At 70.0% G+C, this 24,435-nt stretch carries 25 protein-coding genes; 16 read left to right on the top strand and 9 right to left on the bottom strand.

What is annotated here, in order from left to right:
* Both EV193_RS27135 and EV193_RS27130 read right to left on the bottom strand, forming a co-directional pair.
* A complete protein-coding gene (locus EV193_RS27135) occupies positions 1-1,605 on the bottom strand; it encodes a carboxyl transferase domain-containing protein (protein WP_130347759.1) in 1,605 nt (534 codons plus the stop codon).
* Positions 1,606-1,961: 356 nt separating this feature from the next.
* On the bottom strand, positions 1,962-2,753 hold the full coding sequence (locus tag EV193_RS27130; RefSeq protein WP_242613709.1) for an SGNH/GDSL hydrolase family protein: 792 nt from the start codon (positions 2,751-2,753) through the stop codon (positions 1,962-1,964).
* 209 nt (positions 2,754-2,962) lie between these two features.
* Between EV193_RS27130 and EV193_RS27125 the strand changes: the two genes are divergently transcribed.
* The 4 genes from EV193_RS27125 to EV193_RS27110 all read left to right on the top strand — a co-directional run bounded on the left by EV193_RS27125 (position 2,963) and on the right by EV193_RS27110 (position 6,559).
* Positions 2,963-3,574, top strand: a complete 612-nt coding sequence (locus EV193_RS27125) for an SACE_7040 family transcriptional regulator (RefSeq protein ID WP_130347757.1) — start codon at positions 2,963-2,965, stop codon at positions 3,572-3,574.
* Positions 3,575-3,661: 87 nt separating this feature from the next.
* Positions 3,662-4,159, top strand: a complete 498-nt coding sequence (locus EV193_RS27120) for a hypothetical protein (RefSeq protein WP_130347756.1) — start codon at positions 3,662-3,664, stop codon at positions 4,157-4,159.
* Between the two features lie 84 nt (positions 4,160-4,243).
* Positions 4,244-5,122: an SGNH/GDSL hydrolase family protein gene (locus EV193_RS27115; RefSeq protein ID WP_130347755.1), complete on the top strand. Its 879-nt coding sequence runs from the start codon at positions 4,244-4,246 to the stop codon at positions 5,120-5,122.
* A 252-nt stretch (positions 5,123-5,374) separates the two neighbouring features.
* On the top strand, positions 5,375-6,559 hold the full coding sequence (locus EV193_RS27110) for an HNH endonuclease signature motif containing protein (protein WP_130347754.1): 1,185 nt from the start codon (positions 5,375-5,377) through the stop codon (positions 6,557-6,559).
* Here EV193_RS27110 and EV193_RS27105 read toward each other — a convergent pair.
* Positions 6,556-6,936 (bottom strand): VOC family protein, encoded by a 381-nt coding sequence (locus EV193_RS27105; protein ID WP_130347753.1) that lies wholly within the window; start codon positions 6,934-6,936, stop codon positions 6,556-6,558. The two genes, EV193_RS27110 and EV193_RS27105, sit on opposite strands and share 4 nt — an antisense overlap.
* 69 nt (positions 6,937-7,005) lie before the next feature.
* On the opposite strand from EV193_RS27105, the gene EV193_RS27100 reads away from it, so the two are divergent.
* The 4 genes from EV193_RS27100 to EV193_RS27085 all read left to right on the top strand — a co-directional run bounded on the left by EV193_RS27100 (position 7,006) and on the right by EV193_RS27085 (position 9,049).
* Positions 7,006-7,362, top strand: coding sequence for a PadR family transcriptional regulator (locus EV193_RS27100; protein ID WP_130347752.1), 357 nt, complete (start codon positions 7,006-7,008; stop codon positions 7,360-7,362).
* On the top strand, positions 7,359-7,802 hold the full coding sequence (locus EV193_RS27095; RefSeq protein ID WP_130347751.1) for a VOC family protein: 444 nt from the start codon (positions 7,359-7,361) through the stop codon (positions 7,800-7,802). Before EV193_RS27100 ends, EV193_RS27095 begins: the two co-directional genes overlap by 4 nt.
* 93 nt (positions 7,803-7,895) lie before the next feature.
* Positions 7,896-8,744, top strand: coding sequence for a hypothetical protein (locus EV193_RS27090; RefSeq protein ID WP_130347750.1), 849 nt, complete (start codon positions 7,896-7,898; stop codon positions 8,742-8,744).
* The gene (locus EV193_RS27085; RefSeq protein WP_130347749.1) at positions 8,741-9,049 is read left to right on the top strand and encodes a transcriptional regulator; all 309 of its coding nucleotides are present in this window, start codon (positions 8,741-8,743) and stop codon (positions 9,047-9,049) included. The genes EV193_RS27090 and EV193_RS27085 overlap by 4 nt, the downstream gene beginning before the upstream one ends.
* Here the strand turns inward: EV193_RS27085 and EV193_RS27080 are convergent.
* Positions 9,009-9,401, bottom strand: coding sequence for a hypothetical protein (locus EV193_RS27080; RefSeq protein ID WP_130347748.1), 393 nt, complete (start codon positions 9,399-9,401; stop codon positions 9,009-9,011). The genes EV193_RS27085 and EV193_RS27080 overlap by 41 nt on opposite strands.
* An 80-nt stretch (positions 9,402-9,481) precedes the next feature.
* Here EV193_RS27080 and EV193_RS27075 point away from each other — a divergent pair, with 80 nt between their 5' ends.
* The 6 genes from EV193_RS27075 (at position 9,482) to EV193_RS27050 (ending at position 15,288) form a co-directional block, all read left to right on the top strand.
* A complete protein-coding gene (locus EV193_RS27075; protein ID WP_130347747.1) occupies positions 9,482-11,050 on the top strand; it encodes a PucR family transcriptional regulator in 1,569 nt (522 codons plus the stop codon).
* A gap of 126 nt (positions 11,051-11,176) precedes the next feature.
* Positions 11,177-12,298 (top strand): alanine dehydrogenase, encoded by a 1,122-nt coding sequence (ald, locus tag EV193_RS27070; RefSeq protein ID WP_130347746.1) that lies wholly within the window; start codon positions 11,177-11,179, stop codon positions 12,296-12,298.
* 421 nt (positions 12,299-12,719) lie between these two features.
* Positions 12,720-12,920: a hypothetical protein gene (locus EV193_RS27065; RefSeq protein WP_130347745.1), complete on the top strand. Its 201-nt coding sequence runs from the start codon at positions 12,720-12,722 to the stop codon at positions 12,918-12,920.
* On the top strand, positions 12,917-13,222 hold the full coding sequence (locus tag EV193_RS27060) for a hypothetical protein (RefSeq protein ID WP_130347744.1): 306 nt from the start codon (positions 12,917-12,919) through the stop codon (positions 13,220-13,222). The genes EV193_RS27065 and EV193_RS27060 overlap by 4 nt, the downstream gene beginning before the upstream one ends.
* A 51-nt stretch (positions 13,223-13,273) precedes the next feature.
* Positions 13,274-14,389 carry an ABC transporter ATP-binding protein gene (locus EV193_RS27055; RefSeq protein ID WP_130347743.1) on the top strand — a complete coding sequence of 372 codons (1,116 nt, stop codon included), beginning with the start codon at positions 13,274-13,276 and terminating at the stop codon, positions 14,387-14,389.
* Positions 14,389-15,288 (top strand): ABC transporter permease subunit, encoded by a 900-nt coding sequence (locus EV193_RS27050; RefSeq protein ID WP_130347742.1) that lies wholly within the window; start codon positions 14,389-14,391, stop codon positions 15,286-15,288. Before EV193_RS27055 ends, EV193_RS27050 begins: the two co-directional genes overlap by 1 nt.
* On the opposite strand, the gene EV193_RS27045 is transcribed toward EV193_RS27050, so the two are convergent.
* Positions 15,289-16,200, bottom strand: coding sequence for a hypothetical protein (locus tag EV193_RS27045; RefSeq protein WP_130347741.1), 912 nt, complete (start codon positions 16,198-16,200; stop codon positions 15,289-15,291).
* A 45-nt stretch (positions 16,201-16,245) separates the two neighbouring features.
* Between EV193_RS27045 and EV193_RS27040 the strand changes: the two genes are divergently transcribed.
* Together EV193_RS27040 and EV193_RS27035 are read left to right on the top strand one after the other, a co-directional pair.
* Entirely contained in the window at positions 16,246-20,010 is a 3,765-nt protein-coding gene (locus tag EV193_RS27040) for an ABC transporter ATP-binding protein (protein ID WP_130347740.1), read from the top strand.
* Between the two features lie 47 nt (positions 20,011-20,057).
* Positions 20,058-20,969: a hypothetical protein gene (locus EV193_RS27035; protein ID WP_130347739.1), complete on the top strand. Its 912-nt coding sequence runs from the start codon at positions 20,058-20,060 to the stop codon at positions 20,967-20,969.
* 6 nt (positions 20,970-20,975) lie between these two features.
* Here the strand turns inward: EV193_RS27035 and EV193_RS27030 are convergent, their stop codons facing one another.
* Genes EV193_RS27030 through EV193_RS27015 form a run of 4 tightly spaced genes read right to left on the bottom strand, consistent with a single transcriptional unit; the run spans position 20,976 to position 24,397 of the window.
* A complete protein-coding gene (locus EV193_RS27030; RefSeq protein WP_130347738.1) occupies positions 20,976-21,887 on the bottom strand; it encodes a GNAT family N-acetyltransferase in 912 nt (303 codons plus the stop codon).
* A 50-nt stretch (positions 21,888-21,937) separates the two neighbouring features.
* The gene (locus tag EV193_RS27025; RefSeq protein ID WP_130347737.1) at positions 21,938-22,117 is read right to left on the bottom strand and encodes a hypothetical protein; all 180 of its coding nucleotides are present in this window, start codon (positions 22,115-22,117) and stop codon (positions 21,938-21,940) included.
* A 10-nt stretch (positions 22,118-22,127) separates the two neighbouring features.
* Positions 22,128-23,225, bottom strand: a complete 1,098-nt coding sequence (locus EV193_RS27020; protein WP_130347736.1) for an acyl-CoA dehydrogenase family protein — start codon at positions 23,223-23,225, stop codon at positions 22,128-22,130.
* A complete protein-coding gene (locus EV193_RS27015) occupies positions 23,222-24,397 on the bottom strand; it encodes an acyl-CoA dehydrogenase family protein (RefSeq protein WP_130347735.1) in 1,176 nt (391 codons plus the stop codon). Before EV193_RS27015 ends, EV193_RS27020 begins: the two co-directional genes overlap by 4 nt.
* Between the last annotated feature and the right edge of the window lie 38 nt (positions 24,398-24,435).

Below are 24,435 nucleotides of genomic sequence, written 5' to 3'. Positions count from 1 at the left end.
TCACATCCGAAAGACGCCGTAGTTGACCGCTTCGAGTGGTGCGTTGGCCGAGGCGGACAGGCCCAATCCGAGCACCGTGCGGGTGTCGGCCGGGTCGATCACGCCGTCGTCCCAGAGCCGCGCGGTGGAGTAGTACGGGTTGCCCTGGTCCTCGTACTGCTGCCGGATCGGCTCCTTGAACCTCTCCTCGTCCTCGGCCGACCATTCGTCACCGAGCTGGTCGCGCCGGACCGTCGCGAGTACGGACGCCGCCTGCTCGCCGCCCATCACGGAGATCCGCGCGTTCGGCCACATCCAGAGGAATCGGGGTGAGTACGCCCGGCCGCACATCGAGTAGTTGCCGGCGCCGAACGAGCCGCCGATGACCACGGTGAACTTCGGCACCCGGGCGCACGCCACGGCGGTCACCATTTTCGCGCCGTGCTTGGCGATCCCGCCCGCCTCGTAGTCGCGGCCGACCATGAAGCCGGTGATGTTCTGCAGGAACACCAACGGAATCGAGCGCTTGTCGCACAGTTCGATGAAGTGCGCGCCCTTCATGGCGGATTCGGCGAACAGCACGCCGTTGTTGGCGATGATCCCGACCGGGTGGCCGTGAATCCGCGCGAACCCGGTGACCAGCGTGGCGCCGTACTCCTTCTTGAACTCGCGGAACCGCGAGCCGTCCACCACGCGGGCGATCACCTCGCGCACGTCGTACGGGGTGCGGGAGTCGGTCGGCACCACGCCGTAGAGGTCGCGCGGGTCGACGGCCGGCTCCTCGACCGGAGCGACGTCCCAGGCGCGCGGGGCACGCGGGCCGAGGGTGGACACGATCGAGCGGACGATGCGCAGCGCGTGCGGGTCGTCCTCGGCGAGGTGGTCGGTCACGCCGGAGATGCGCGAGTGCACGTCGCCGCCGCCCAGCTCCTCCGCGGTGACGACCTCGCCGGTGGCGGCCTTCACCAGCGGCGGGCCGCCGAGGAAGATCGTGCCCTGGTTGCGCACGATCACCGCCTCGTCCGACATCGCGGGCACGTACGCGCCGCCGGCGGTGCACGAGCCGAGCACGGCGGCGATCTGCGGGATGCCGCGCGCGGACATGGTCGCCTGGTTGTAGAAGATCCGGCCGAAGTGGTCGCGATCCGGGAACACCTCGTCCTGGCGCGGCAGGAACGCGCCGCCGGAGTCCACCAGGTAGACGCACGGAAGGTTGTTGTGCAGCGCCACTTCCTGGGCGCGCAGGTGCTTCTTGACGGTCATCGGGTAGTACGTGCCGCCCTTGACCGTGGCGTCGTTGGCGACGATCACACACTCACGGCCGGACACCCGCCCGACCCCGGTGATGATGCCGGCGCCGGGTGCCTCGCCGTCGTACATGTCGTGCGCGGCGAGCGGGGACAGCTCGAGGAACGGCGAGCCGGGGTCGACCAGCGAGTCGACCCGGTCGCGCGGCAGCAGCTTGCCGCGCTCGACGTGCCGGGTGCGCGCCTTCTCCGAGCCGCCGCGGCCGGCCGTGGCCAGCGACGCTCGCAGCTCGTCGGCGAGCGCGGTGTGCTCCTTGGTGTAGCGCTGGAACGACTCGGCGCTCGAGTCGGCGGCGGTGGCGAGCACGGGCGCGTCCATGGCGGCTCCGGGGACGTTAGTGGTCGTTAACCTCAACGCTCATGTTAGCGACCGCTAACGTCCCCGTCCACCCGAGATCACACCGGCTTGCAGTTACTCAGGTGGTGCTTGTCGATCCACACACCCCGCATGCCACCCCAGAGATCACCTAGCCGGATATCCGGGCCGCACACCGAAGAAGGTGACCCCTCACCCCGCGCAACCCTCGTCAGGGTGACACTCCAATGTCGGAGTCTCTACACACCCGATCGCACGCACCCGACCCTGACCTGCCACTCCTGCCGTCGGCGTACTTTCGCGGGCTAAAGTACGCCGAACAGCAGCCGAGCGGTCGATAAGAATCGGACAGCGTGGGGTCAGCGGGCTGCGCGGACGCCGACGGCACCCTCGAAAGCGGGCAGGTAGCCGCTCTTCTGGCCGTCGGCGTTGGGGTGGTACGACTCGCCGAGGTTGGGCCGCACGCCGTGGATCCACGCGGCGTCGGTGCACACACCGTGGCCGTCGAACTCGTCGCGCACGTCGGAGTAGGTCATCCCGGCGGCGCCCACCCGGCCCTCGATCACCGTGCTCAACTCGTCAGCGGCGCCGTTGAGGGCGGTGCGCTTGGTCTCACTCATCGAGCAGTCGGCCGACCCGGACACGAAGACCCTCGGGTAGCCGAGCACGACCACGCGCGCCTGCGGCGAACGCTTCTTGATCTCCGCGTAGGTGGTGTCCAGCTTCGCCGGCAGCGTCTCCCGCGCGGCCGTCTTCGCCTCCTCCACCTTGTCCACGCACGACTGGTCCGAGCCGAGCGTGCAGGTGGTCATCACGTCGGCGAACCCGACGTCGTTGCCGCCGATCGCGATGCTCACCAGCGACGTGTCCTCCTTCAGCGCGTCCACCTGACCGCCGAGCACGTCGTCCGTGGTCGCGCCGCCACAGGTGACGTTGGCGAACGAGGCGGGGCTGTTGGCCGCCGCCCACAGTGGCGCGAAGCCGTTGGCGCTGCGCATGCACGAGCCGCTGTCGCCGTAGTCACCCGCGCCGGTGCCAGCGGCGTAGGAGTCGCCGAGCGCGACGTAGTTCTCGGTGTTCTCGGTGTTCTCGGTGTTCTCGGTGTTCTCGGTGTTCTCGGATAAGGAAGTGGCACCCGCGGGCGTCCCCACCAGCAAGGCAGCGACAGTAAGAAGTCCGGCGCACAGCGCCGAGACGAGGGACCTCATGTTTGACCTCCGTGACCGGCGCTCTCCCCGACGAGAACGCGCACCACAAAGGAGTTACCAGGTCGACACGCTTCGTGAAAACCCCTAACAGTCCCAGACGAAGATCGGATGGGACGTTAGCGCTCGCTAACATGCCGGGATACGATGGCTCAATGGCGCAGGTCCCCACGAGCGAGAAGCCGAGTCGCCGCGAGCAGATCCTGGCCGCGGCCGCCGAGCTGTTCGCGCGCCACGGCTTCCACGGGGTCGGCATCGACGATCTCGGCTCGGCGGTCGGTGTGTCCGGGCCCGCGCTGTACCGGCACTTCCGGAGCAAGGACGCCATGCTCGGCGAGATGCTCACCTCGATCAGTGAGGTGTTGCTCGCCGGCGGCGAGGCACGCGCGGCCGGCGCCCGCACCCCGCGCGACACGCTGGGCGAACTGGTCGCCTTCCACGTCGACTTCGCCCTGGACAACCCGTCGCTGATCACCGTCCAGGAGCGCAACCTCGGCAACCTCACCGACCCGGACCGCCGGCGGGTGCGCGGGCTGCAGCGGCGCTACGTCGAGGTGTGGGTGCGCGCCATCCAGGACGCCGCGCCGGCCGCCGACGAGCCGCGCGCCAGAGCAGCCGCACACGCGGTGTTCGGCCTGATCAACTCCACACCGCACAGCCGGCACCTTGACCGGGACGCGATGGCCGCGCTGCTGCGGCAGATGGCCCTGTCGGCGTTGCTGGACGTCGGCAGCACCGGCGCGGCGGATCTCAACGCCGCTGTGTGATCGCCCGACACGCCGGAACCGCCCGCGCCACAAGGGAAAACTCGGCCGCCTCTCGCCGGTTGGCCCGCACTGGGTAAAGATGTGGCCGTGGAGGAAAACACCGACCCCGATCGCCACGACCGGCTCGTCGCCGCCGCCAGCACCGCGCTCGCCGCCGTCAAGGCAGGCGAGGGCGCCGGCGTCGTCGGCGGGCTCGCCGAGGCCGCGTCGGGTTCGGAGGAAGGCAAGATCGACGCCCGCGAGCTGATGCTGCTGCTGTTCGGGGAGTGCAGCACGATGGTCGCGGCACTCGGCCAGGGCGGCACGACACCGGTGAAGATGCAGGTCTACGACGACGACGGGCACGAAGTGCCGATCGACGAGGCCGACCCGCCGGTGCGCACCGCCGTCCGCACGCTGCTCGCCGAGGTGCACGGCGACACCGACGCCGCCAGCGAGCAGATCGAGATCGCGCTGCGCAATGCCGGGCCGGAGGAGATGGCCAGCCTGATGGTGCAGGCGCTGCGGTGGACGATCAAGCTGTCCGCCGAATGCACCAGTCGCGACCTGCCGGTGCCCGAGTGGATCGCCGAGGCGTTGGCGTGAACCCTCTGTAGGCGTATTGACACGGGTTGTCGGGCGGCCAATGATCGGACGCGGTGTTACCAGCCGGTAAAACGGAGGTCGACCATGTCCCTGCGTTCCCGGCGGTCTTCGGCCGTCGTCGCGATCGCCGCCGCCGCTGTGCTCACGATGCCGGGGACGGCTGCGGCCTCTGCGGGCTATCAGCGGTATGTGGGTCTGGGTGACTCGTTCTCCGCTGTCGGCACGCTGACGAAGATCAGGACTGATCCGTTGGGGTGTGCGAAGACGACCGACAATTTGCCGGCGGGGGTGGCTGCTCGGGTGAAGCCGGCCGCGTTCGTGGACATCTCTTGTGGGGCGGCGACTACTGAGCACATGACGGCGCCGCAGGATGTGGTGTTCGGGCCGAATGCTCCGCAGTTCTCTGCTTTGACGGCGGACACGGATTTGGTGACGTTCACGATCGGCGGCAATGACGTCGGGTTCGGGGACATCGTGCGGACGTGTGGTGTCGCGAGTTTTACGGATCCGTTGGGGGCTCCTTGTAAGGCTCATTACACGCAGGGTGGCGTTGATGAGCTGGATGCTCGGATCGCGGCTGCGGCGCCGAAGGTGGCTGCCGTACTTGATGGAATCAAGCAGCGGTCGCCGCGGGCGGTGATTGTGGCGGTCGGGTATTTACGGGTGTTGCCGCCTACGGGTGGGTGTTGGCCTCTCGTTCCCGTCGCGCGGGGGGATGTGGTTTACATCAACGAGTTCCATCGGAAGTTGAATGCGATGGTGGGGGTGGAGGCGGCTCGGGCTGGGGCTAGGTTTGTCGATCCGCTGCCTACTACGGGGCATGACGCTTGTCAGTTGCCTTGGAACAAGTGGGTTGAAGGGCTGATTCCGACTTCACTGTCGGTGCCGGTGCATCCGAATGCGGCTGGGCAGGCGCACGTCGCCTCTCTTGTTGCTCGCGAGTTGGCTGGTTCTGCTGGGTGATTCGTTGTTCTGGTTTTGGGGTGTGGCGGCGCGGTATTGTGCGGGCCGATTCTCACAAGTCAAGGGCGCCTTCGGCGTCGGCTTCGCCGACTCACCCCTTGGCGGGGTTCGCCCTGGACTTGTGAGCCTCGATCGGCCCTAACGGCTGGCGCTACGGGCAGGCTCCGCCTGCCTTTTGCCCGTACCGCGCCGCCACACCTTTCTGCTTTTGATTCACCCCATAGCGGTCGACCATTTCGGTAGAATCGAGGTATGAGGGGACAACAACTCATCGACGAGCTCCGGGCTCGCGAAACCCACATTCGACAACTCGAATACGAACGACTTCAACTCATCCACGAAATCCATGAGCAAGGCCTCGCGAAAGAAATGGGCGCCTACTCCACGGCATCGTTCCTGCGGGACACCGTGCGGATCACACCCGCCGACGCACGACGACGCGTCGCGGACGCCAACGCCCTGTTCGGGTCGACCACACTGACCGGGCAGCCCATCGAGGCACAGCTACCCGTCGCGGCGACAGCTCTCGCCGCTGGAGTGATCAGCCGCGACCACGTGCAAGTCGTGCGCACCACCATCGACAAACTCCCCGACGAGCATCACGCCGAAGTCGAACAGCTCCTCGTGGGCGAAGCCGAACGCTTCGACCCCGTCAAACTCGGCAAGCTCGCCCTCCGGACGAGGGCGCACCTGCAGCCCGAACAGGTTGTCCTGGAAGAACAAGCTGCACGCAAGCGGATGGAGTTCTCGATGGTCGAGGACGTTGACGGGATGATCATGGTGCGCGGGCGGCTCTCACCCGAATGTGCCGAGGTGTTGAAAGCGGCGCTGTCACCGCTGGCGAAACCCGCCGGAAAAGATGATGACCGATCCGCCGCCCGCAGGTGGGCCGACGCGCTCGTTGAGTTGGCGCACCGGGTGCTCAACTCGGACACCCTGCCGCAGGACGGCGGACGCCGGCCGCACCTCGCGATCACGATTTCATACGAACAACTTCGCGACCAGATCGGGCTCGGTAGGGGCAACTTCGGAGCGCTGATCACACCTCAAACCATTCGGCAGATCGCCTGCGACGCCGGGATCACACCCATCGTGTTGAACAGCGAAGGGAAGCCACTCGACGTCGGACGCGAGCAACGAACCGCCACCCCGGCAATCCGCGCCGCCTTGATCGCCCGAGACAAAGGCTGCACATTCCCCGGCTGCGACCGGCCACCAGAATGGACCGACGCACACCACATCGTGCACTGGCTCAACGGTGGAATCACCAGCGAAGAAACGATGGCACTATTGTGTCGATTCCACCACACCATCATTCACGAGCAGGACTGGGAAATCGTCATGCGCGGTGGGTTCCCGTACTACATCCCGCCAGCGTGGGTTGATCCGCAGCGCAAACCGATCCGCAACACTATGCACGTAGAAATCGCGAACTAGTCACGCTGGCTGAGCGCGTACCGAGTGCCGGCCTCGTCCTCGAACGTTGACCACCAACCCCAGGGCTGCTTCACCGGTGGCGTCGGGAACACCACGCCCTTCTCCGACAGTTCCTCGTAGGTCTTCTCGATGTCGTCGGCGTAGAAGAACACGTTCGAATGCGGCAAATCGTCCTGCATGCCCTCGGTCCGCCTCGGCGTGTTCGGATCGAGTACCAGTCGTGTCGCGCCGTCCGGCGACAGGACCTCGATCCACCTGCTGCCCTCGGCGTACGGGAGGTCTCGCGCGACTGTGAAGCCCATCTTCTCGGTCCAGAACGACTTCGACTTCTCCTGGTCGACCACTCCGATGACGACCTTGTGCACTCCGTGGATCATCGTGCTACTCCTGTCCAGGTTGGATATATCCACTTCGGATATATCGAGACTGGACTGTAGACTCCCCGCATGGCCGATCGCAACCCTCCGCCGCTGACGCCGGCCGGGTACCAGGTGCTCCTGGCGCTCGCCGACGGGAAAGCGCACGGGTACGCGGTGATGCGGTTCGTGGAGGACGTCACCAACGGCTCGGTACAACTCGGGCCCGGCACGCTTTATCGGACGATCGCGCGGCTGGTCGCCGACGGGCTGGTCGAGGAAGTCTCCGGCGACGACAGTGAGCCGCACGACGCTCGCCGGCGCTACTACCGGATGACGTCCCTCGGCATCGACGCGGCGAAGAGGGAGACCGATCTGCTGGCTCGGCTGGTCGGGGTCGCCGAGAACGCCGGCTTGCTCGACTCGGCCCGGCGCTCCACGGCATGAGCCCGCCGCGCCCGCACGCGCTGAGTCCGCACCTGTTCGTGCGGGATGTCGAGGGCTCGATCTCCTTTTACCGCAAGGCATTCGGCGCCGTGGAGCTGTTTCGCAACGTGTTGCCGGACGGGACGATTCTCTTCGTGGAGTTGGCTGTCGGGGGCGGGCGGCTGCTCGTGTCCGAAGAATCACCAGCGCGGCGTGCGTTGTCGCCGGCGAGTATCGGCGGCTCTCCGATGCTCCTGTTGCTCGAACTCGACGATGTCGACGACACGGCGCGGCGGGCGATCTTCGCGGGCGCCACCGTCGAGATGGAAGTCCAGGAGATGTTCTTCGGCGAGCGCTACGGCATCGTGGTCGATCCGTCCGGCCACCGCTGGGCGTTGTCCACCCGCCGCGAGCAGTACACGCCGGACGACATCGTCCGGCACACACCACCGGACGCCTGACTCCCCGATTCCGTGCCACTACGGCACTTGCCATGACCGACAGGTTTGCGATACAAACTAGTCGTCATCGCAGTCAAGTTGAGGAGGATTGACGTGAGTGAGGCGAGCGAGCTGCTCGACGATGTCGACGCACTACGCCGCAAGGCACGCCGGGACGGGCGCGGCAACGCGTTCCCGTTGCTGCTGTTCGGCGCACTGATCCTGGTGGCGCCGCTGTGCTACCGGGAGAACGATCCGCCGCCGCCCGGCAAATGGGCGCTGGTCGACAAGGGACCGTTCCCACTGTTCGGCTCGGGCATGTTCAGCGATCTCCGGTACCCGTCGCTGGTCGGCTGGTACTGGGTGCTGGCGATCGTCGTCGGCCTCGCGGCGACCGTGTGGTGGTACCGACGGCGAGCACAACAAGTCGGCCTCGAAATCGACACCCGCAAGCAGCTCGGCGTGGTCGGCGCGGCAGTCGCCGGATTCCTGCTCGGCGTACCACTGCTCACATCCTTTGTCGACACACCCACGACGCTCTACTCCACACCGGAGATCAACCTTCCGATCCTCTTCGGGGCCGGCCTGCTGTCCGCGCTCGTCCTGTACTGGAGTCTCCGTCCACATCGGACAGCCGGACCGCGAGCCGCCGGCCTCTTCGTCGGCCTGTTTCTGGCCAGCACCGCATTCGCCGCCCTCGGCATATACCTGCGCTTCGGTTTCGCCGCACTGCTGGTGATCGCCATGGCGGTGCTCACCCTCGCCTGGTTGGAACGCAGCCTGCTGGTCGCTGTCGTCGGGATCCAGTTCGCCGCCGCCGCCCTGCTCGTCAACCTCGGGGTCCTCGCGAGTTGGAACGCGGACCACCGGATCGTCGTACTGGGGAGCCTCGCGCTGCCCGCGCTGATCCTGATCGTCGGCGGTGTGCTCGCGGCCGTCACCGAGCGAGCGGGGCGGCGATGAGCGACGACCACCCGACCAACGGGCTCGACGACGTCGTGCACCAGAAGCACCGCCTCGGGATCCTGACCATCGCGGCGGAGTCCAAGCGCGTCGAGTTCGGCTACCTGCGTGAGGCGTTGGACCTGACCGCCGGCAACCTGTCCCGCCATCTCACCGTGCTCGTCGACGCCGGGCTGCTGACCATGGAGAAGGGCTACGACGGCAAGCGGCCGCGCACCTGGGTCGGCATCACCCGCTCCGGCCGCGCCGCCCTGCACAAGGAGATCAGCGCTCTACGCGCGTTGGTCGCCCGGCACGACTCCTGACCGCGCCGATGAACGCGACCAGGGTGAGCAGGCCGATCAGACCGGTGGCGTACGGATCATGGCCGCGCCCACCGAGATCCACGTCCACGACGTGCGACACCGCGTGCATGATCGAGCCCGCCGACACACCGGCCAGCACCGCGGCCAGCCCGTCGGCCAGGAACAACCCGGCCAGCGCCGCCACCCCGATCCCGATCTGGAACGCGCCGAGATCGTGCAGATAGTGCACGTTGGGCTCGCCGTAGGTGGCGATGTTCGCCGCGAACGACAACGGCGCCACGAGTGCCCACACGCCGAAGACCAGGTAGAACACCGCCGCGAGCGCCGCGACCACTCTGGCGTAGCTGCGCATGACTTTCCTCCCTGCTGGGTGAACGATGTGTTGATACGAGGACGATGAGCGGCCATCGGACGTGACAGGCGGGAGGACGGATGATCTCCGTGCGGGGCGTGGCCGACCGCGTCGGTCCCACGCTGCTGCGCGTCACCCTCCCCGTCGAGGGCCCCAGCACCGTCACCGACGTGGTGATCGCCGAGGCCGGCCGGCGCACCCACGTCGCGGACGGCGACCTGGTCCTCGCGGTCGCGGCGCACACCGTGGACGCGGCGGTCGAGCTGATCAGGCACTGCGGCTCGCACGGCGCCGCGGCCGTCCTGCTGAAGCCGCCGCTGGCCGGCCGGTCCGCGGTGCGCACCGCCGCACGGGCGGCCGGCGTGACGATCGTCGAGGTGCACGTCGCCGCCGCGTGGGCGCAGCTGGTGTGGCTGCTGCGCACGGTGCTGGACGCGGCCGCCGACGAGCACGAGTCGCTGGCCAGCACGGACGGCGCCCCCGGGTTCGGCGACCTGTTCCGGCTCGCCGACGCGGCGGCCGCGGTGGTGGACGCTCCGGTGACCATCGAGGACGCCAACTCCCGGGTACTCGCCTACTCGGCCCGCCAGGACCGCACCGACCCGGCGCGGGTGTCCACGATCATGGGCCGGCGCGTACCGGACGACGTACTCGCCAGGTTCCGCTCCCGCGGCGTGTTCCGCGACCTGTCCCGCGGCCGCACCACGATCTTCGTGCCGGCCCAGGCGGACGGCACGCTGCCACGGCTGATCGTGCCGATCAGGATGGGTGGCGAGCTGCTCGGCTCGATGTGGGCGGTGGTCGCCGGGCCGGTGCCGGACGAGCGCGCCGCCGCCTTCGCGGACGCCGCACCCGTTGTGGCACTTCACCTTCTGCGCCGGCGCGCGCTGCTGGACGCCGAGCGGCGGCGGTCCGCCGAACTGGTGCGCGCGATCCTGTCCGGCACCGGCAGCGTGCGCCTGGCCACCGCCGAATTGGACCTGGAACACGAGCCGCACCGGGTGGTCGCGATCGACGTGGACACCGAGGACGCGCTCGGCGCCGAGGGTATGCGGCTGGCGCTGTGGGAGCGGATCACCGCCGGCATCGGGCGGCGGCCGGCCGTGGCGGAGCTGGGCGACGTGCTCTACGCCGTGGTACCGGACCGGTCCGGCGCGGGCGGCTGGCCCGAGCTGCGCAAGGCACTCTGCGCGGACACGGACGAGGGTGACGGCGGCGCACTGGTCGCGGCCGGCGCACCGGTGGAACTCGGCGAGCTGGCCGACTCCCGCGCACAGGCCGACGAATCGCTCGCCCTGCTGCGCGCCGGACTGGTGCCGCCGCCGGTCGCCACGCACGAGGACGTGTGGGCGGTACTCGTGCTGCACCGGCTCGCCGTGGCGGCGACCGGCGCGGGTGTCACCGACCTCGGCCCGCTGCCCCGGCTGATCGCCGCGGACAAGGCGGACGGCACCCGGTACGTCGACACGCTCTACGCCTGGCTGCGTCACCCCGGCGACGCGCGCGCGGCGAGCAGCTCTCTCGGCATCCATCCCAACACGCTGCGTTACCGGATGGCGCGGATCGGCGAGTTGGCCGGCGTGGACCTGGCCGACCCGGACGTGCGGCTCGCGCTGCTCACCCAGCTGGCGGCGCTCCGCTGGCGGTAGTTGTGCTCGGAGCACAAACTAGAAGCGAAATCGTCAGTGCAGGAGCACGATGACAGCGGAGAGTTGCTGCCTCACCGTGGTGTAGGACACCCAGATGGGGCAACACAGGCAACGAGAGGACCAACGGTGAAGATCGCTGTTCCCCGGGAGATCAAGAACCACGAGTACCGGGTGGCGCTGACCCCGGCCGGGGTGCACGAGCTGGTCGATCGCGGCCACGAGGTGTTCGTCGAGGCGAACGCCGGCGCCGGTTCGGCCATCCCGGACGAGGAGTTCCTCGCCGCCGGCGCCAAGGTGCTCACGACCGCGGCCGAGGTGTGGGCCGAGGGTGACCTCGTACTCAAGGTGAAGGAGCCGATCGCGCAGGAGTACCCGCTGCTGCGCAAGGACCAGGTGCTGTTCACCTACCTGCACCTGGCCGCCGACGAGGCGCTGACCAGGGCGCTGATCGACTCCGGCAGCACCGCGATCGCGTACGAGACGGTGCAGTTGCCCACCGGCGCGCTGCCGCTGCTGGCCCCGATGTCCGAGGTGGCCGGCCGGCTCGCGCCGCAGGTCGGCGCGTACTCGCTGATGCGTCCGTCCGGCGGGCGCGGCGTGCTGCCCGGCGGCGTGCCCGGTGTGCACCCGGCCCGCGTGGTCGTGATCGGTGGCGGTGTCGCCGGCCTGAACGCGGCCACGATCGCCCTCGGTATGGGCTCCGACGTGGAGATCCTGGACACCAACGTGGACCGGCTGCGCCAGATCGACCGCGACTACCACGGCCGCATCCGCACGGTGGCGTCCAACCGCTACGCGCTGGAGCAGGCCGTGCTGGAGGCCGACCTGGTGATCGGCGCGGTGCTGGTGGCGGGTGCCCGGGCGCCGAAGCTGGTGTCCAACGCGCTGGTCGAGCGGATGAAGCCGGGCGCGGTGCTGGTGGACATCTCGATCGACCAGGGCGGCTGCTTCGAGGACTCGCGGCCCACCACGCACGCCGAGCCGACGTACTCGGTGCACGAGACGGTGTTCTACTGCGTGGCCAACATGCCAGGCGCCGTCCCGCGCACGTCCACCTACGCGCTGACCAACGTGACGCTCCCGTACGCGGTGTCACTCGCCGAGCACGGCTGGGCCGACGCGCTGCGCGCCGACCGTCCGCTGGCTCTCGGCCTGAACACGCACGCCGGCGCGCTCACCAACGCCCCGGTCGCCGAGGCCCACGGCCTGTCGTACACCGACCTCGACGAGGTCATCGGGAACGCGTAACACCCCAAACAGAAGGGGCCACCGTCCAATATGGACGGTGGCCCCTTCTGTCATGACGGCCCACCTACGGGGGTCCGGGGGCTTGCCCCCCGGCAGGGGTGGGGGGCTTGGCCCCACAAGACATTGCCCCGAACCGTGGTTCGCGCTCTCCGCGAACACGGTTCGAGGTTCGGGGCGGCCCGCTCGACCGGCCTGGGGGTCACCGGGAGCGGGCCGCCGGGGACAAGCTTAGGCAATAACTCGGACAAGCGCCTCACCTGGCTTCGAATCGATACCCGGTGGATGCCTCCGCGAAAGGGTCACGAATGGGTGATGCGCAGGACAAACTAACCGATGGTGTGAACCTGGCTACGGATTAGTACTGATCTTGCCGATGACGACAAAGGAGTGACACAGCCCTACACGGTGTGAAGGAAGTCCCATGAACGAACTCCGCTGGCGCATCAGCTGCCACGATCCGTTCGGCCGTGACAGGGCGCTGACCGTACTGACAGCCGGTGACGGCGTGGTCCTGGTCCAGCCGCCCGGCGCGTCCGCCGTGTTCTCGCCGCAGCAGGCGAGCACGCTGGCCAAGGTCCTCGGCGAGGCGGTCGCCGACGTACCGACCGGGCCGCCGCGATGAGCGACGACGCCATCCGCGACGCCGTGCTTCGACGGCTCGACCTGCTGGACCATGTGGCCGACGGCGGCGACCCGCGGACCGTGGAAGCACTGGCCCGCACCGAGTTGCACCGGCTGGCCGAAGGGTGGCGTCTGCTGCTGACCGTGCACCAGCCCGACCACGACCGGCGCTGCCAGGCCTGCCCACGCGGATGGCGCGGCAAGCGGTGGCCGTGCCAGGTCTGGCGGATGGCGCATCGGCAACTGATCGGTGACGCGACCGGGCATCGTGTGCGGAAGGGCCCGTCGCGGCACGGCCGCTGATCGCATAGGGCAAGATGTCGCCAGCAATCGCCAGGCGAACAGGGAGGCCCTGTGCACGACGGCAGCGGTCGCATCGTTGTCCAGAACCTGACCAAGCACTTCGGTCAGGTGGGCGCGGTGCAGAACCTCAGCTTCCACGTGGAACCGGGATCGGTAACCGGCTTCCTCGGCCCGAACGGCGCGGGCAAGACCACGACCCTGCGCATGCTGCTCGGTTTGGTCACGCCCACCGCCGGTTGGGCGACGATCAACGGCCAGCCGTTCAACCACCTCGGCAACCCCGGCCGGGTGGTCGGCGCCGTGCTCGAGGCCCAGGGATTCCACCCGACCAGATCGGCACGCAACCACCTGCGGGTGTACGCGGCCGCGATGGGCATCCCGGACCAGCGGTGTGACGAGGTGCTGCACCTCGTCGGCCTCGGTGAGGCGGCGCACCGCAAGGCCGGCGGGTTCTCCCTCGGTATGAAACAGCGCCTGGCACTGGCCACCGCGCTGCTGGGCGACCCGCAGGTGCTGGTGCTCGACGAGCCGGCCAACGGTCTGGACCCCGAGGGCATCGCCTGGCTGCGCACGTTCCTGCGCAGCTTCGCCGGTGGCGGCCGCACGGTGTTGATCTCCTCGCACCTGCTGGCCGAGGTCGAGCAGACCATCGATCAGGTCGTGATCATCAGCCGCGGCCAGACCATGTACTACGGCATGCTCGATGATCTGCGGAAGTCGCAGCAGTCGCGGGTGATCGCCCAGCCGTCCGACCCGAACAAGCTGGTCGGCGCGCTGCAGGAGGCCGGGCTCTCCGGGGCCACGCCGACCCAGGACGGCAAGATCGCGATTCCCGGCGTGACCGTGCAACAGGTCGGCGACGTCGCGGCGAAGGCCGGTGTCGCACTGTACGGCGTCCAGGAGGAGCGGGCCGATCTGGAGGAGCTGTTCTTCCGGCTCACCAGCGGCCAGTACGCGGCACCGCAGAACCCCCCGCAGTTCGGCCAGTTGCCGCCGGGGGCACACGGCACGCCGCCGGGCGGGTACGCCGCGCCGGTGCAACTGCCCCAGGGCGCGCAGCCCGGAGGTTGGAACCCGCAGAGCGGGCCGGTGCCGCAGGCGCCGCCACCGCCGCAGGGTTACGACCAGCACCAGGGCTACCAGGGCGGACAGGGAGGCAACGCCTGATGGGCAGGTTGATCAACGCGGAGTTCCGCAAGATCCTCACCACCAAGATGTGGTGGGGCCTGATGATCCCCACCTTCATCGTGGCGCTGGCCATGGCGTGGGGTGTCGGCGCGCTGACCTCCGACATCGCCGACGACGTCTACCGTGAGGACTTCATCAAGTCCGCCGGGATCGGGAAGGACTCCGTCTCCTTCGGCGTGATCGCGCTGACCAGGGCGATCAACATCTCCACGATGTTCCCGCTGATCTTCGGAGCACTGGCGCTCTCGTCCGAGCTGCACCGCAAGACGATCACCACCAGCTTCCTCACCGCGTCCAGCCGTCCCGCGCTGCTCAGCGCGAAGGCGATCACCTACGTGCTGTGGGGCGCGATCTACGGCATCGTGATCGTCCTCGGCGCCAGCCTCGGCACGCTGGCCGGCTCGGATTCCGACATCCTGCCCGAGGGCGGCCAGTGGATGCTGATCGCGCTGATGGGCATCGTGTCCACCGTCCTGTGGACTCTGCTCGGCCTGGGTGTCGGCGCGCTGATGGGCTCGCCGGTGGCGTCGGTGATCGTGTTGTTGATCTACGCGATCATCGTCGGCCCGGTCAGCGAGATCGTGCTCACCGGGTTCGCCGACGGAAAGCCGAACATCGCCGGTGCGCTGCCGAACGGGTCGGCGAACGGCCTGACCGGCTCGACCGCCGCGGATCTGATCCAGAAGCAGATCGAGGAACTCGCCCAGGGCAAGCCCATCTCCGACCGGGCGGTCGACACCTTCCAGGCGGCGATGCGGTTCGCGGCCGGCGCACCCGGCGCGTTCGCCCTCTGGGCCAGCGCGTTGATCTTCATCGGCTGGAGCATGCTGTTCTTCGTGTCCGGACTCGCGCGCAACCAGCGGCGCGACATCACCTGATCAGAGATCAGCGAGGTCGAGCGTCCACCACGTGTGGCCGGCGACCACGTGCAGCGTCGAACACCGCCCGGTGATCGCAATGCGGTCACCGGGCGGTGTCACGAGACGGCGGCGATCACGAGGGTTGTAGCCGCCGCCGTCCAACTGCCCGATCATCAGCCGGTCGCGATCGCTGCCGTAGCCGCCGACCAGTGCGCACCGCCGCCCGTCGGTGATCAGCGCGTCCACACCTCGCAGCCGGTTACGCCACGACGTGACCCGCTCGCCGTCGATCCGGATCACCGGAAACTCGGGGTAGGTGCACGCCCAGATGTTCTCACCATCTGAGTTGAGCGCATAGCAATCGAGGATGCCGTCGTCCAGCACGTTGACCGGAAACCGCCACGCGACCTGGAGATCCTGGTCGAACCGCACGATCCCGGGCGCGCCGATCCCAGTGATGCCCTCGTCGAAGTACCCGACCCAGATCGCACCGGACGGCGTGGTCCGCACGTGGTTCACCCCGTCGCCGACGCTGGCCGCGGTGATCTTGCGCCCGCGCTCGTCGTACACGACCGCGTTGCGCTCCGGCCCGCCGTTGTCCGACCGACAGCGCGCACCGACGGCGAGCAGCCGCCCGTCCGGCAGCGGCTGCACCGACGGGTGGGCGAGCCGGAACTTGTCGATCTCCACCTGGTGCACGGTGTCGTCGTAGTGCACGCACACCCGCACGGTCACCGGCCGCTCGGTCCTGGTGTGCGCGTGGGACACGCCACTCGGCGCGACGGTGCGCCCGTGCAGCGCCTCGCGATCCGCCTCGGCGGCCCAGAGCGTGACGAGTTCGCCGTGCGGGCCGACGTCGGCCGACACCAGCACGTCGCCGTCGCGCGGCGGCTCGAACACCGCCCGCTGCTCCATGCGTACTGATCGCATGCCGGTCAGCTTGGCACGGTTGTCGGAGGTGATCCGTAACCTGGTCTGGTGTCAGCACCCGAGAACCCGACCGGCTGGATCCGCAGGCTGAACGCGGCCTGCTGGCGGCACCGCAAGCTGGTGCTCGCCTCGGTCGGCGCGTCCGTGATCGGGGTCGGGTTCCAGGCGTTCGGCCCGCTGCTGGTGGCCTTCGCCGTGGACGACGCGGTCGCCGGCCGCACCGACCGGCTGAGCTGGCTCGTGATCACGCTGATCGGGCTGGAGCTGCTCACCTTCGGCAGTGCGTTCGTGCGCCGCTACCTCGGCGGACGGCTCGCCCTCGACGTCCAGCACGACCTGCGGCAGGCCGTGTTCGGCGCGGTACAGCGGCTGGACGGCGGCGCGCAGGACAAAATGCGCACCGGCCAGGTGGTGTCCCGCTCGATCACCGACCTGCAGCTCGTGCAGGGGCTGCTGTCGATGGTGCCGTACTCGATCGGCAACGTGGTGTTCGCGATCGCCGCGCTGGCCGCGATGCTGTGGCTGTCGCCGCTGCTCACCGTGGTCGCGCTGGTCGTGGTGCCGATGGTGGCGTTGGTGGCGGTGCGCAGCCGCAAGGTGCTGTTCCCCGCGACCTGGTCGGCGCAACAGCGCGCGGCCGACCTCGCCCAGCACGTCGAGGAGACGGTCACCGGCGTGCGCGTGGTGAAGGGCTTCGGCCAGGAGGCGCGCGAGGTGAGCCGCCTGGAGTCGGCCGCGCGCCGGCTGTTCGCCGAGCGGATGCGCAGCGCGTCGCTGACCGCGCGCCCGCAGGCCACGCTGGTCGCCGCGCCGGCCGCCGGGCAGGTGGCCGTGCTGGCACTGGGCGGCGCGATGGCCATGCACGACGCGCTGTCGCTGGGCACGTTCCTGGCGTTCGCCGCGTACGTGACGAACCTGGTCGGCCCGACCCGCCTGCTGTCCGCCCTGCTGATCAACGCGCAACTCGCGCGGGCCGGCGTGGAGCGGGTGTACGAGCTGATCGACTCGCAGCCGGACGTGCGGGAGAAGCCGGACGCGGCGAAGGTGCCGGACGGGCCGCTCGCGGTCGAGCTGCGCGACGTGCGCTTCGGCTACACGCGCAGCGAGCCGGTGCTGGACGGGGTGAGCCTGCACGTCGACCCGGGCGAGACACTGGCGCTGGTCGGTACGGCCGGCTCGGGCAAGTCGACCGTCTCGCTGCTGCTCCCCCGGTTCTACGACGTCCAGTCCGGCAGTGTCCACATCGGACAGACGGACGTCCGCGACCTCGAGATCGCCTCGCTGCGCGGCGCGCTGGGCGTGGTGTTCGAGGAGGCCTTTCTCTTCTCCGACACGGTGTTCGCCAACATCGCCTACGGCAGTCCGGACGCCACCGCCGAGGAGGTGCGCGCCGCCGCGGTGGCCGCGCAGGCCGACGAGTTCATCGCCGACCTGCCCGACGGGTACGACACGGTGGTCGGCGAGCGGGGGCTCACCCTGTCCGGCGGGCAGCGCCAGCGGGTGGCACTGGCCCGCGCGCTGCTCAGCGACCCCCGGGTGCTCGTGCTGGACGACGCGACCTCGGCGGTCGACGCCTCGACGGAAGCGGCCATCCACGACACGCTGCGCGCGGTCACCGCCGAGCGCACCACGCTGCTGATCGCGCACCGCCGGTCCACACTGGCCCTGGCGAACCGGATCGCCGTGCTGGACAAGGGAAAGCTCGTCGACGTCGGCACGCACGAGGAGCTGACCGCGCGCTGTGAGCTGTACCGGTGCCTGCTGTCCGGGCCGGGCGAGGCGATCGAGGACCCGCACCGCCGCGCGGCCGCCGATCTGGAGCCGGACGACGAGGGCGTGACACCGGCGCTGTGGCCGGAGCCGGCCGACGAACCCGAGGCGGCCACCGCGTCGGCGGCGCTGCGCACCTCGGGCGGCGGGCGGCTCCCCGGCGGGCGCGGCGGTGGCGGCGGCACGACGATCGGCGCGCTGCCACCCACGGCCGAACTCCTCGACCAGGTGCGCGCGCTGCCGCCCGCCGAGGAGCGGCCGCGACTGGACGGCGAGGACCCGACCGCGCCGGATCCCGGTTTCCGGCTGCGCCGGCTGCTGCGCCCGGTGCGTGCCGCGTTGGCGCTGGCCGGCGTGCTGATGATCGCCGACGCGCTGGTGTCGATGGGGCTGCCCACGCTGGTGCGGCACGGCGTGGACTCCGGCGTGCTCACCGGCCGCGACGGTCCACTGTGGACGGCCGCACTGCTGGCCACCGTGCTGGTCGCCGTCGGCTGGCTGGCCTCGGTGGCGAACACGATGGTCACCACCCGGCTCGGCGAGCGGCTGCTGTTCCTGTTGCGCGTGCGCAGTTACGCGCACCTGCAGCGGCTCGGGCTCGACTACTACGAGCGTGAGCTGGCCGGCCGGATCATGACCAGGATGACCACCGACGTGGACGCGCTGTCCACGTTCCTGCAGACCGGGCTCACCACCGCGACGGCGAGCCTGCTCACCGTGGTCGGGGTGACCGGCGCGCTGCTGATCACCGATCTGTCGCTGGCCATGGTCGCACTGGCGGTGCTGCCCATCGTGATCGTCGCGACGGTGATCTTCCAGCGGCTGTCCAGCCGGGCGTACGCGGAGGCGCGCGAGCGGGTCAGCGCGGTGAACGCGGACATGCAGGAGAACGTGACCGGGCTGCGGGTGTCACAGGCGTTCACCCGCGAGGACGTGTCGGCCAAGGCGTTCGCCGAGCGCAGCGACGCCTACCGGCGCATCCGCGCGCGGGCGCAGCGCTACATCGCGACGTACTTCCCGTTCGTGGACATGCTGTCCGGCGTGGCCCGCGCGGCGGTGCTCGTGGTCGGCGCGCACCGGGTGGCCACCGGCGAGCTGTCCCCCGGCGTGCTGATGGCGTTCCTGCTCTACCTCGGGCTCTTCTTCGCGCCGGTGCAGCAACTGTCCGGCGTGTTCGACGGCTACCAGCAGGCGCGCGTCGGGCTGCGCCGGATCGGCGACCTGCTGCGCACCCCGACCACGGTGCCGGCGCCGGACGAGCCGGTCGCGGTGCCGGCCCGGCTGCGCGGCGAGATCGAGCTGCGCGACGTGTCGTTCGCCTACGCGGGTACGGAAACCCCAGCGCTGCAAGGGATCTCGCTGCACGTCCGTCCCGGTGAGACGGTCGCACTCGTCGGTGCCACCGGTGCCGGGAAGTCCACACTGGTGAAGCTGGTCGCGCGGTTCTACGACCCGACGGACGGCGCCGTTCTCGTGGACGGCGTGGACCTGCGCCGCTACGACCCGGCCGCGTTCCACCACCGGCTCGGCGTGGTGCCGCAGGAGGCGCACCTGTTCACCGGGGACGTCGCGGCGAACGTGGCCTACGGCGAGCCGGACGCGCCACTCGCCGACGTCGAGCGGGCGACACGGGCGGTCGGCGGCCTGCCGATGGTGGCCACGCTGCCGTCCGGGTTCCGCCAGGAGGTCGGCGAGCGCGGGCAGAGCCTGTCCGCCGGGCAACGGCAGCTCGTCGCGCTGGCCCGCGCCGAACTGGTCGACCCGGACGTGCTGCTGCTGGACGAGGCGACCGCGGCGCTCGATCCCTCGACCGAGGCGGCCGTGCTGGCCGCGGCCGACCGGCTGGCCAGTACGCGCACCACGTTCGTGGTCGCGCACCGGCTGGCCACCGCGGCGCGCGCGGACCGGATCGTGGTGCTGGACGGCGGGAAGATCGTCGAGCAGGGCACGCACGCCGAGCTGGTCGACGCCGGCGGGCACTACACCCGCCTGTGGCGCGCCGGCACTCGCGAGCACGCCGGAGCCGCCGCCGACGGCTGACCCGCACGGCGGTACCGGTCCCAGCCGCGTGCCCATACGCTCCGCCCATGGGGGACACCACCAAGATCGCCGCGCTCGCCGTCGCGGGCGCGATTCTGTTGTGCGCCACCGGATGCACCAGCGAGCCCGGTGCCGCGGAAGGCTCCTCGGCGGGCATGCCGCTCGCGGACTACCAGCGAATGCTCACCGGTGTCGAGCAGACCGTGCGACCCGCCGTCGAGCGGATGCTCGCCACCGGCACCGTCGCCGAGCTCACCGCCGCCCGCAAGGACCTCCAGGCGGTACTCGATCAGCAGCGGGCGGCCGTGGCGCCGGTCAAGCCGCCGACGGAGGTGGGCGAGCGACACCAGGACGTCCTGACCGCCCTCGGTGCCACCCGGATCGACGTGCCGGTCAATTCCGGCGTCCCGCCCAATATCTGTGGCATCCCGACACCAGAGATCGACCTCGCCAGCGCCAAGCTGCTGACGTACCGGTCCGTCGAGCTGCCCGGATGGCTGGAGGCCGGCCTGACCAACGTCGGCCTGCGGTTCGGTGCGGAGATGCTGCCACCGCCACCGGTCATCCCGCCGCCGCCACCAGAGCTGAACCGCAGGGCGCGCAACGGAGAGATCGTGCAGCGGGCCGGTCGGCGCGGCAGCGGTGAGTTGCTGATCAGGAACGGTTCCGCGAGCGACTACGCCGTCTCGGCGGTGACCGGAAATCCGGCCATCCCACAGGCCACCATCTACGTGCACGCCAACAGCAACACCAAGCTGACCGGACTGTCCGGCACCTACGAGGTGTACCTCAAGAGCGGTGTGGACTGGGACGCCGGCAGGCGCGGGTTCACAAGGGGTTGTGGGTTCGAGAAGTTCGACGAGCCGTTCCACCCCAGCTCGAACTGGGAAATCGAACTGCAGACGACGGAGAGAGGCGACGGTGGCGCCGCCGCCACCAGTTCGGTGCCGCCGTTCTGATCGCGCTCAGAGATCGCGGATGGCGCGGCGCTCGCCCTGGGCCGGCTGGTAGCCGAACCAGCGGTTGATCGCGAGCATCGGCTGGTTGGTCAGGTCGTTTCCGGTGAAAGCCTCGGTGTACCCGGCGGCCCGCGCGCGGTGCAGCGAGTGCGCCTTCACCAGCTTGGCCAGCCCCTGCCCGCGAACCGCGCGCCTGCTGCCGGTCATGCCGGAGAAGTACCGAGTGCGGCCGTCGGTCATGGCGGAGGTGAACGCCACGATCACGCCGTCGGCAACCGCCAGCACGCTCAGCTCGCGGTCCAGATCCGGGCGCTCCCAGTGCATCGCGAGCCAGTCGGAGTAGGAGACCGCGTCCACGTCGCTCGGCTCGTCCAGGGTGGCCTCGACATCGACGTCGTAGACTGGGCGCGGGTCGTCGGCGTAGTCGGCCGCCGTCGCAAGCGAGATACCGTCCGGGGTTGCCGGGATCGCGGGCAGCTCACCGGTGAGGTCCAACCGCTGGAACGTCGCCGCGCTGCCGAGCCGGAACCCGTGCCGCTCGGCGAAGGCCAGCGCGCGCGGCTCGTCCACGGCCCACGAGTACATCTGGGTGGCGCCGATCTCGCGCAGGTACTCCTCGGCTCGCGTGATCAGCGCGGTGCCGGCGCCCTTGCCGCGATGGTCGGGGTGCACGGTCAGGTTGGCCGACGCCTGCCCCGGCTCGCTGGTCTCGTTGTGCAGGTTCGCGCGCACGACGCCGACGACCTGACCGTCCAGCTCGGCCACGAACGCGCGCAGCCGCTGCGCCGCGGGCGCGTTCTCGACCAACCAGAGGAACATCTCCGGTCGCCCGATGGCCAGGTGTGGCACACCGGCCCGCACCGCTGCGGAGGCAGCCTCCACATCGGACGGTCGGAAGTCACGAACAGTCAGCGTCACACCGGCACGTTAACCAGCGGCGCGGCGTGGCGCCTCCGATTTTCTCGGCTTTACTCGGCGTCCTCGGCCTGCTCGTCCTCCGCGGGCGGCTGGGATTCCTTGCGGGGCACGCGAACCACGCCGCTGTCCAGGTCGAGCGGACCCGGGTCACCCCACTGGCCGCCGCCGTCCTCGTCGGCGCTCTCCTTGCGGAGCTTGCCGTTGCCGAAAAGCTGTCCGAACGCTCCCATGCGTCCCAGCCTACGCCGGCAGGTCCACCAGCGGAGCCAACCGAGTACGGTGCGTGCCCGGCGTGCCGAGCGCGATCTCGTTCGCCTTGGCCCGCTTGAGGTACAGGTGCGCCGGGTGTTCCCAGGTCATGCCGATCCCGCCGTGCAGTTGCACGCACTCCTCGGCCGCCCGCACGGCCAGCGCCGAGCAGAACGACGCGGCGAGGTGCACCGCGATGCGCGCGTCAGGATCGCCGGTGGCCAGGGTGTCCGCCGCGTACCGGGACGCGGCGCGCGCCGACACGAGCGACGACCACAGGTCGGCCAGCCGGTGCTTGAGCGCCTGGAACGAGCCGACCGGCCGGCCGAACTGGTGCCGCTCCCTCAGATAGTCCACAGTGGACTGAACGCACCACTCGGCGAGCCCGACCTGTTCCGCGGCAAGCATTCCGGCACCGACCAGCAGCGAGTTGTCCACAGTGGACTCGGCGCGGTCCGGCCCGGCGAGCCGTTCGGACGCCACCCCGGTCAGCTCCACGTCGGCCACCGGCCTGGTCAGGTCCAGCGACACCGACGGCGTGATCGTCACCCCGACATCGGCCACCCGCACGGCGTGCAGTTCGGGACCGCCGTCACCGATCGCCGGCACCACGAGCAGGTCGGCGATCGAGGTGTCGGCGACCGCCCGGACCACACCGCCGAGCCGGCCGCCCACGACGGACACACCGGACGGGAACGCCGCACCCGGCGCGGTGGCCAGCGACACCGCGAGCGTGGCTGTGGCGGTGCCCTCTGCGAGTGCTCTGGTCAGGTCGTCCGCACCGCAGTCGAGCAGCGCGGCGGTGGCCAGGACGGCGCTGCCCAGGAACGGCACCGGCGCCACCGCCCGGCCCAGTTCCTCTTGTGCCACAGCGGTTTCCCGCAGCGACGCGCCCTGGCCGCCGAGCTCCTCGGGCACCTGCAGAGAGGTCACGCCGACCTCGGCGAGCGCCCGCCAGGTGTCCCGGTCGTGCGGCTCGCCGGTCTCGCACCTGGCCAGGATCGCCGCCGCGTCCACCCGGTCGGCGAGCAGATCGCGCACGCTCGCCCGCAGGTCCTCCTCGACGTCGCTGTACAGTAGATCGGTCATCGCGGCAGGTCCTTCCAGGGCACGTCCTTGTCGGCGCGCGGCTCGGTGGGCAGCCCGAGAATCCGCTCGGCGATGATGTTGCGCAGGATCTCCGACGTGCCGCCCTCGATCGAGTTGCCCTTGGCCCGCAGGTACCGGTAGCCCGCCTCGCGCCCGGTGAACTCCACCCGGTCCGGGCGGCGCAGGGTCCAGTCGTCGTAGCGCAAGCCGTCCTCGGCGAGCAGCTCCACCTCAAGCCCGGACAGCTCCTGGGCCAGCCGCGCGAAGCCCAGCTTCATGGCCGAGCCCTCCGGACCGGGTGCACCGACCGCGAGCTGCTGGCGCAGCCGCATTCCCGCAAGGCGCAACGCTTCCGACTCCACCCAGCCGCGCAGCAGCCGGTCGTGCAGTTCGGCGGTGCGCGACTCGGGACGGGCGCGCCAGGTGCCGGCGACCACGCCGATCATGCCGCCCTCGCGCGGAATCGGGCGCCCGCCGATGGCCACCCGCTCGTTCATCAGCGTGGCCTGCGCGACCCGCCAGCCGTTGCCCACCTCGCCGAGCCGCAGCGTGTCGGGAATGTGCGCGTCGGTCAGGAACACCTCGTTGAACTCGGCCTCGCCGGTGATCTGGCGCAGCGGCCGGACCTCGACACCGGGATCGGTCATGTCGAGCACGAAGTAGCTGAGCCCGGCGTGCTTGGGCAGGTCCGGGTCGGTGCGCGCGAGCAGGATCGCCCACTTGGCGCTGTGCGCGTTGGACGTCCACACCTTCTGGCCGGTGACCCGCCAGCCGTCCCCGTCGCGGACCGCGCGGGTGCCGACGGCGGCGAGGTCGGAGCCGGCGCCGGGTTCGCTGAACAGCTGGCACCACACCTCCTCGCCTGTCCACAGTGGACGGAGAAGGCGCTTGCGCTGCTCATCGGTGCCGAACGCCAGGATCGTGGGCGCGGCCATGCCCAACCCGATGCCGATCTTCTCCGGGTCGTTGCCCGGCGCGCCGGCCGCCGCCAGCTCGGCGTCCACGACGGACTGCAGCTCGCGGGCGAGCCCCAGCCCGCCGAGCCCTTCGGGGAAGTGCACCCAGGCCAGCCCCGCGTCGAACCGCGCGCGCAGGAACGCCAGCGCCTCGCCGGGGTCGTGCTCGGCGAGCAGCGCGCGAGTGCGCTCGCGCAGATCGTCCACCGTGGTCATGGGCTCACCGTAACCCGGACTACTCGCGGGTAGCGGAT

This window comes from Herbihabitans rhizosphaerae (genome assembly GCF_004216555.1).
GTDB classification, from domain to species: Bacteria; Actinomycetota; Actinomycetes; order Mycobacteriales; family Pseudonocardiaceae; genus Herbihabitans; species Herbihabitans rhizosphaerae.
The sequence above is the reverse complement of the archived record's forward strand: the minus strand, read 5'-3'. Positions and strand labels throughout refer to the sequence as shown.

What these genes read in the sequence shown, in the direction of transcription:
- EV193_RS27135 (WP_130347759.1), bottom strand. Translation starts at nt 1,605, where the DNA reads ATGGACGCGCCCGTGCTCGCCACCGCCGCCGACTCGAGCGCCGAGTCG.
- EV193_RS27125 (WP_130347757.1), top strand. Translation starts at nt 2,963, where the DNA reads ATGGCGCAGGTCCCCACGAGCGAGAAGCCGAGTCGCCGCGAGCAGATC.
- EV193_RS27115 (WP_130347755.1), top strand. Translation starts at nt 4,244, where the DNA reads ATGTCCCTGCGTTCCCGGCGGTCTTCGGCCGTCGTCGCGATCGCCGCC.
- EV193_RS27110 (WP_130347754.1), top strand. Translation starts at nt 5,375, where the DNA reads ATGAGGGGACAACAACTCATCGACGAGCTCCGGGCTCGCGAAACCCAC.
- EV193_RS27105 (WP_130347753.1), bottom strand. Translation starts at nt 6,936, where the DNA reads ATGATCCACGGAGTGCACAAGGTCGTCATCGGAGTGGTCGACCAGGAG.
- EV193_RS27100 (WP_130347752.1), top strand. Translation starts at nt 7,006, where the DNA reads ATGGCCGATCGCAACCCTCCGCCGCTGACGCCGGCCGGGTACCAGGTG.
- EV193_RS27095 (WP_130347751.1), top strand. Translation starts at nt 7,359, where the DNA reads ATGAGCCCGCCGCGCCCGCACGCGCTGAGTCCGCACCTGTTCGTGCGG.
- EV193_RS27085 (WP_130347749.1), top strand. Translation starts at nt 8,741, where the DNA reads ATGAGCGACGACCACCCGACCAACGGGCTCGACGACGTCGTGCACCAG.
- EV193_RS27080 (WP_130347748.1), bottom strand. Translation starts at nt 9,401, where the DNA reads ATGCGCAGCTACGCCAGAGTGGTCGCGGCGCTCGCGGCGGTGTTCTAC.
- EV193_RS27075 (WP_130347747.1), top strand. Translation starts at nt 9,482, where the DNA reads ATGATCTCCGTGCGGGGCGTGGCCGACCGCGTCGGTCCCACGCTGCTG.
- EV193_RS27065 (WP_130347745.1), top strand. Translation starts at nt 12,720, where the DNA reads ATGAACGAACTCCGCTGGCGCATCAGCTGCCACGATCCGTTCGGCCGT.
- EV193_RS27060 (WP_130347744.1), top strand. Translation starts at nt 12,917, where the DNA reads ATGAGCGACGACGCCATCCGCGACGCCGTGCTTCGACGGCTCGACCTG.
- EV193_RS27050 (WP_130347742.1), top strand. Translation starts at nt 14,389, where the DNA reads ATGGGCAGGTTGATCAACGCGGAGTTCCGCAAGATCCTCACCACCAAG.
- EV193_RS27045 (WP_130347741.1), bottom strand. Translation starts at nt 16,200, where the DNA reads ATGCGATCAGTACGCATGGAGCAGCGGGCGGTGTTCGAGCCGCCGCGC.
- EV193_RS27035 (WP_130347739.1), top strand. Translation starts at nt 20,058, where the DNA reads ATGGGGGACACCACCAAGATCGCCGCGCTCGCCGTCGCGGGCGCGATT.
- EV193_RS27025 (WP_130347737.1), bottom strand. Translation starts at nt 22,117, where the DNA reads ATGGGAGCGTTCGGACAGCTTTTCGGCAACGGCAAGCTCCGCAAGGAG.
- EV193_RS27020 (WP_130347736.1), bottom strand. Translation starts at nt 23,225, where the DNA reads ATGACCGATCTACTGTACAGCGACGTCGAGGAGGACCTGCGGGCGAGC.
- EV193_RS27015 (WP_130347735.1), bottom strand. Translation starts at nt 24,397, where the DNA reads ATGACCACGGTGGACGATCTGCGCGAGCGCACTCGCGCGCTGCTCGCC.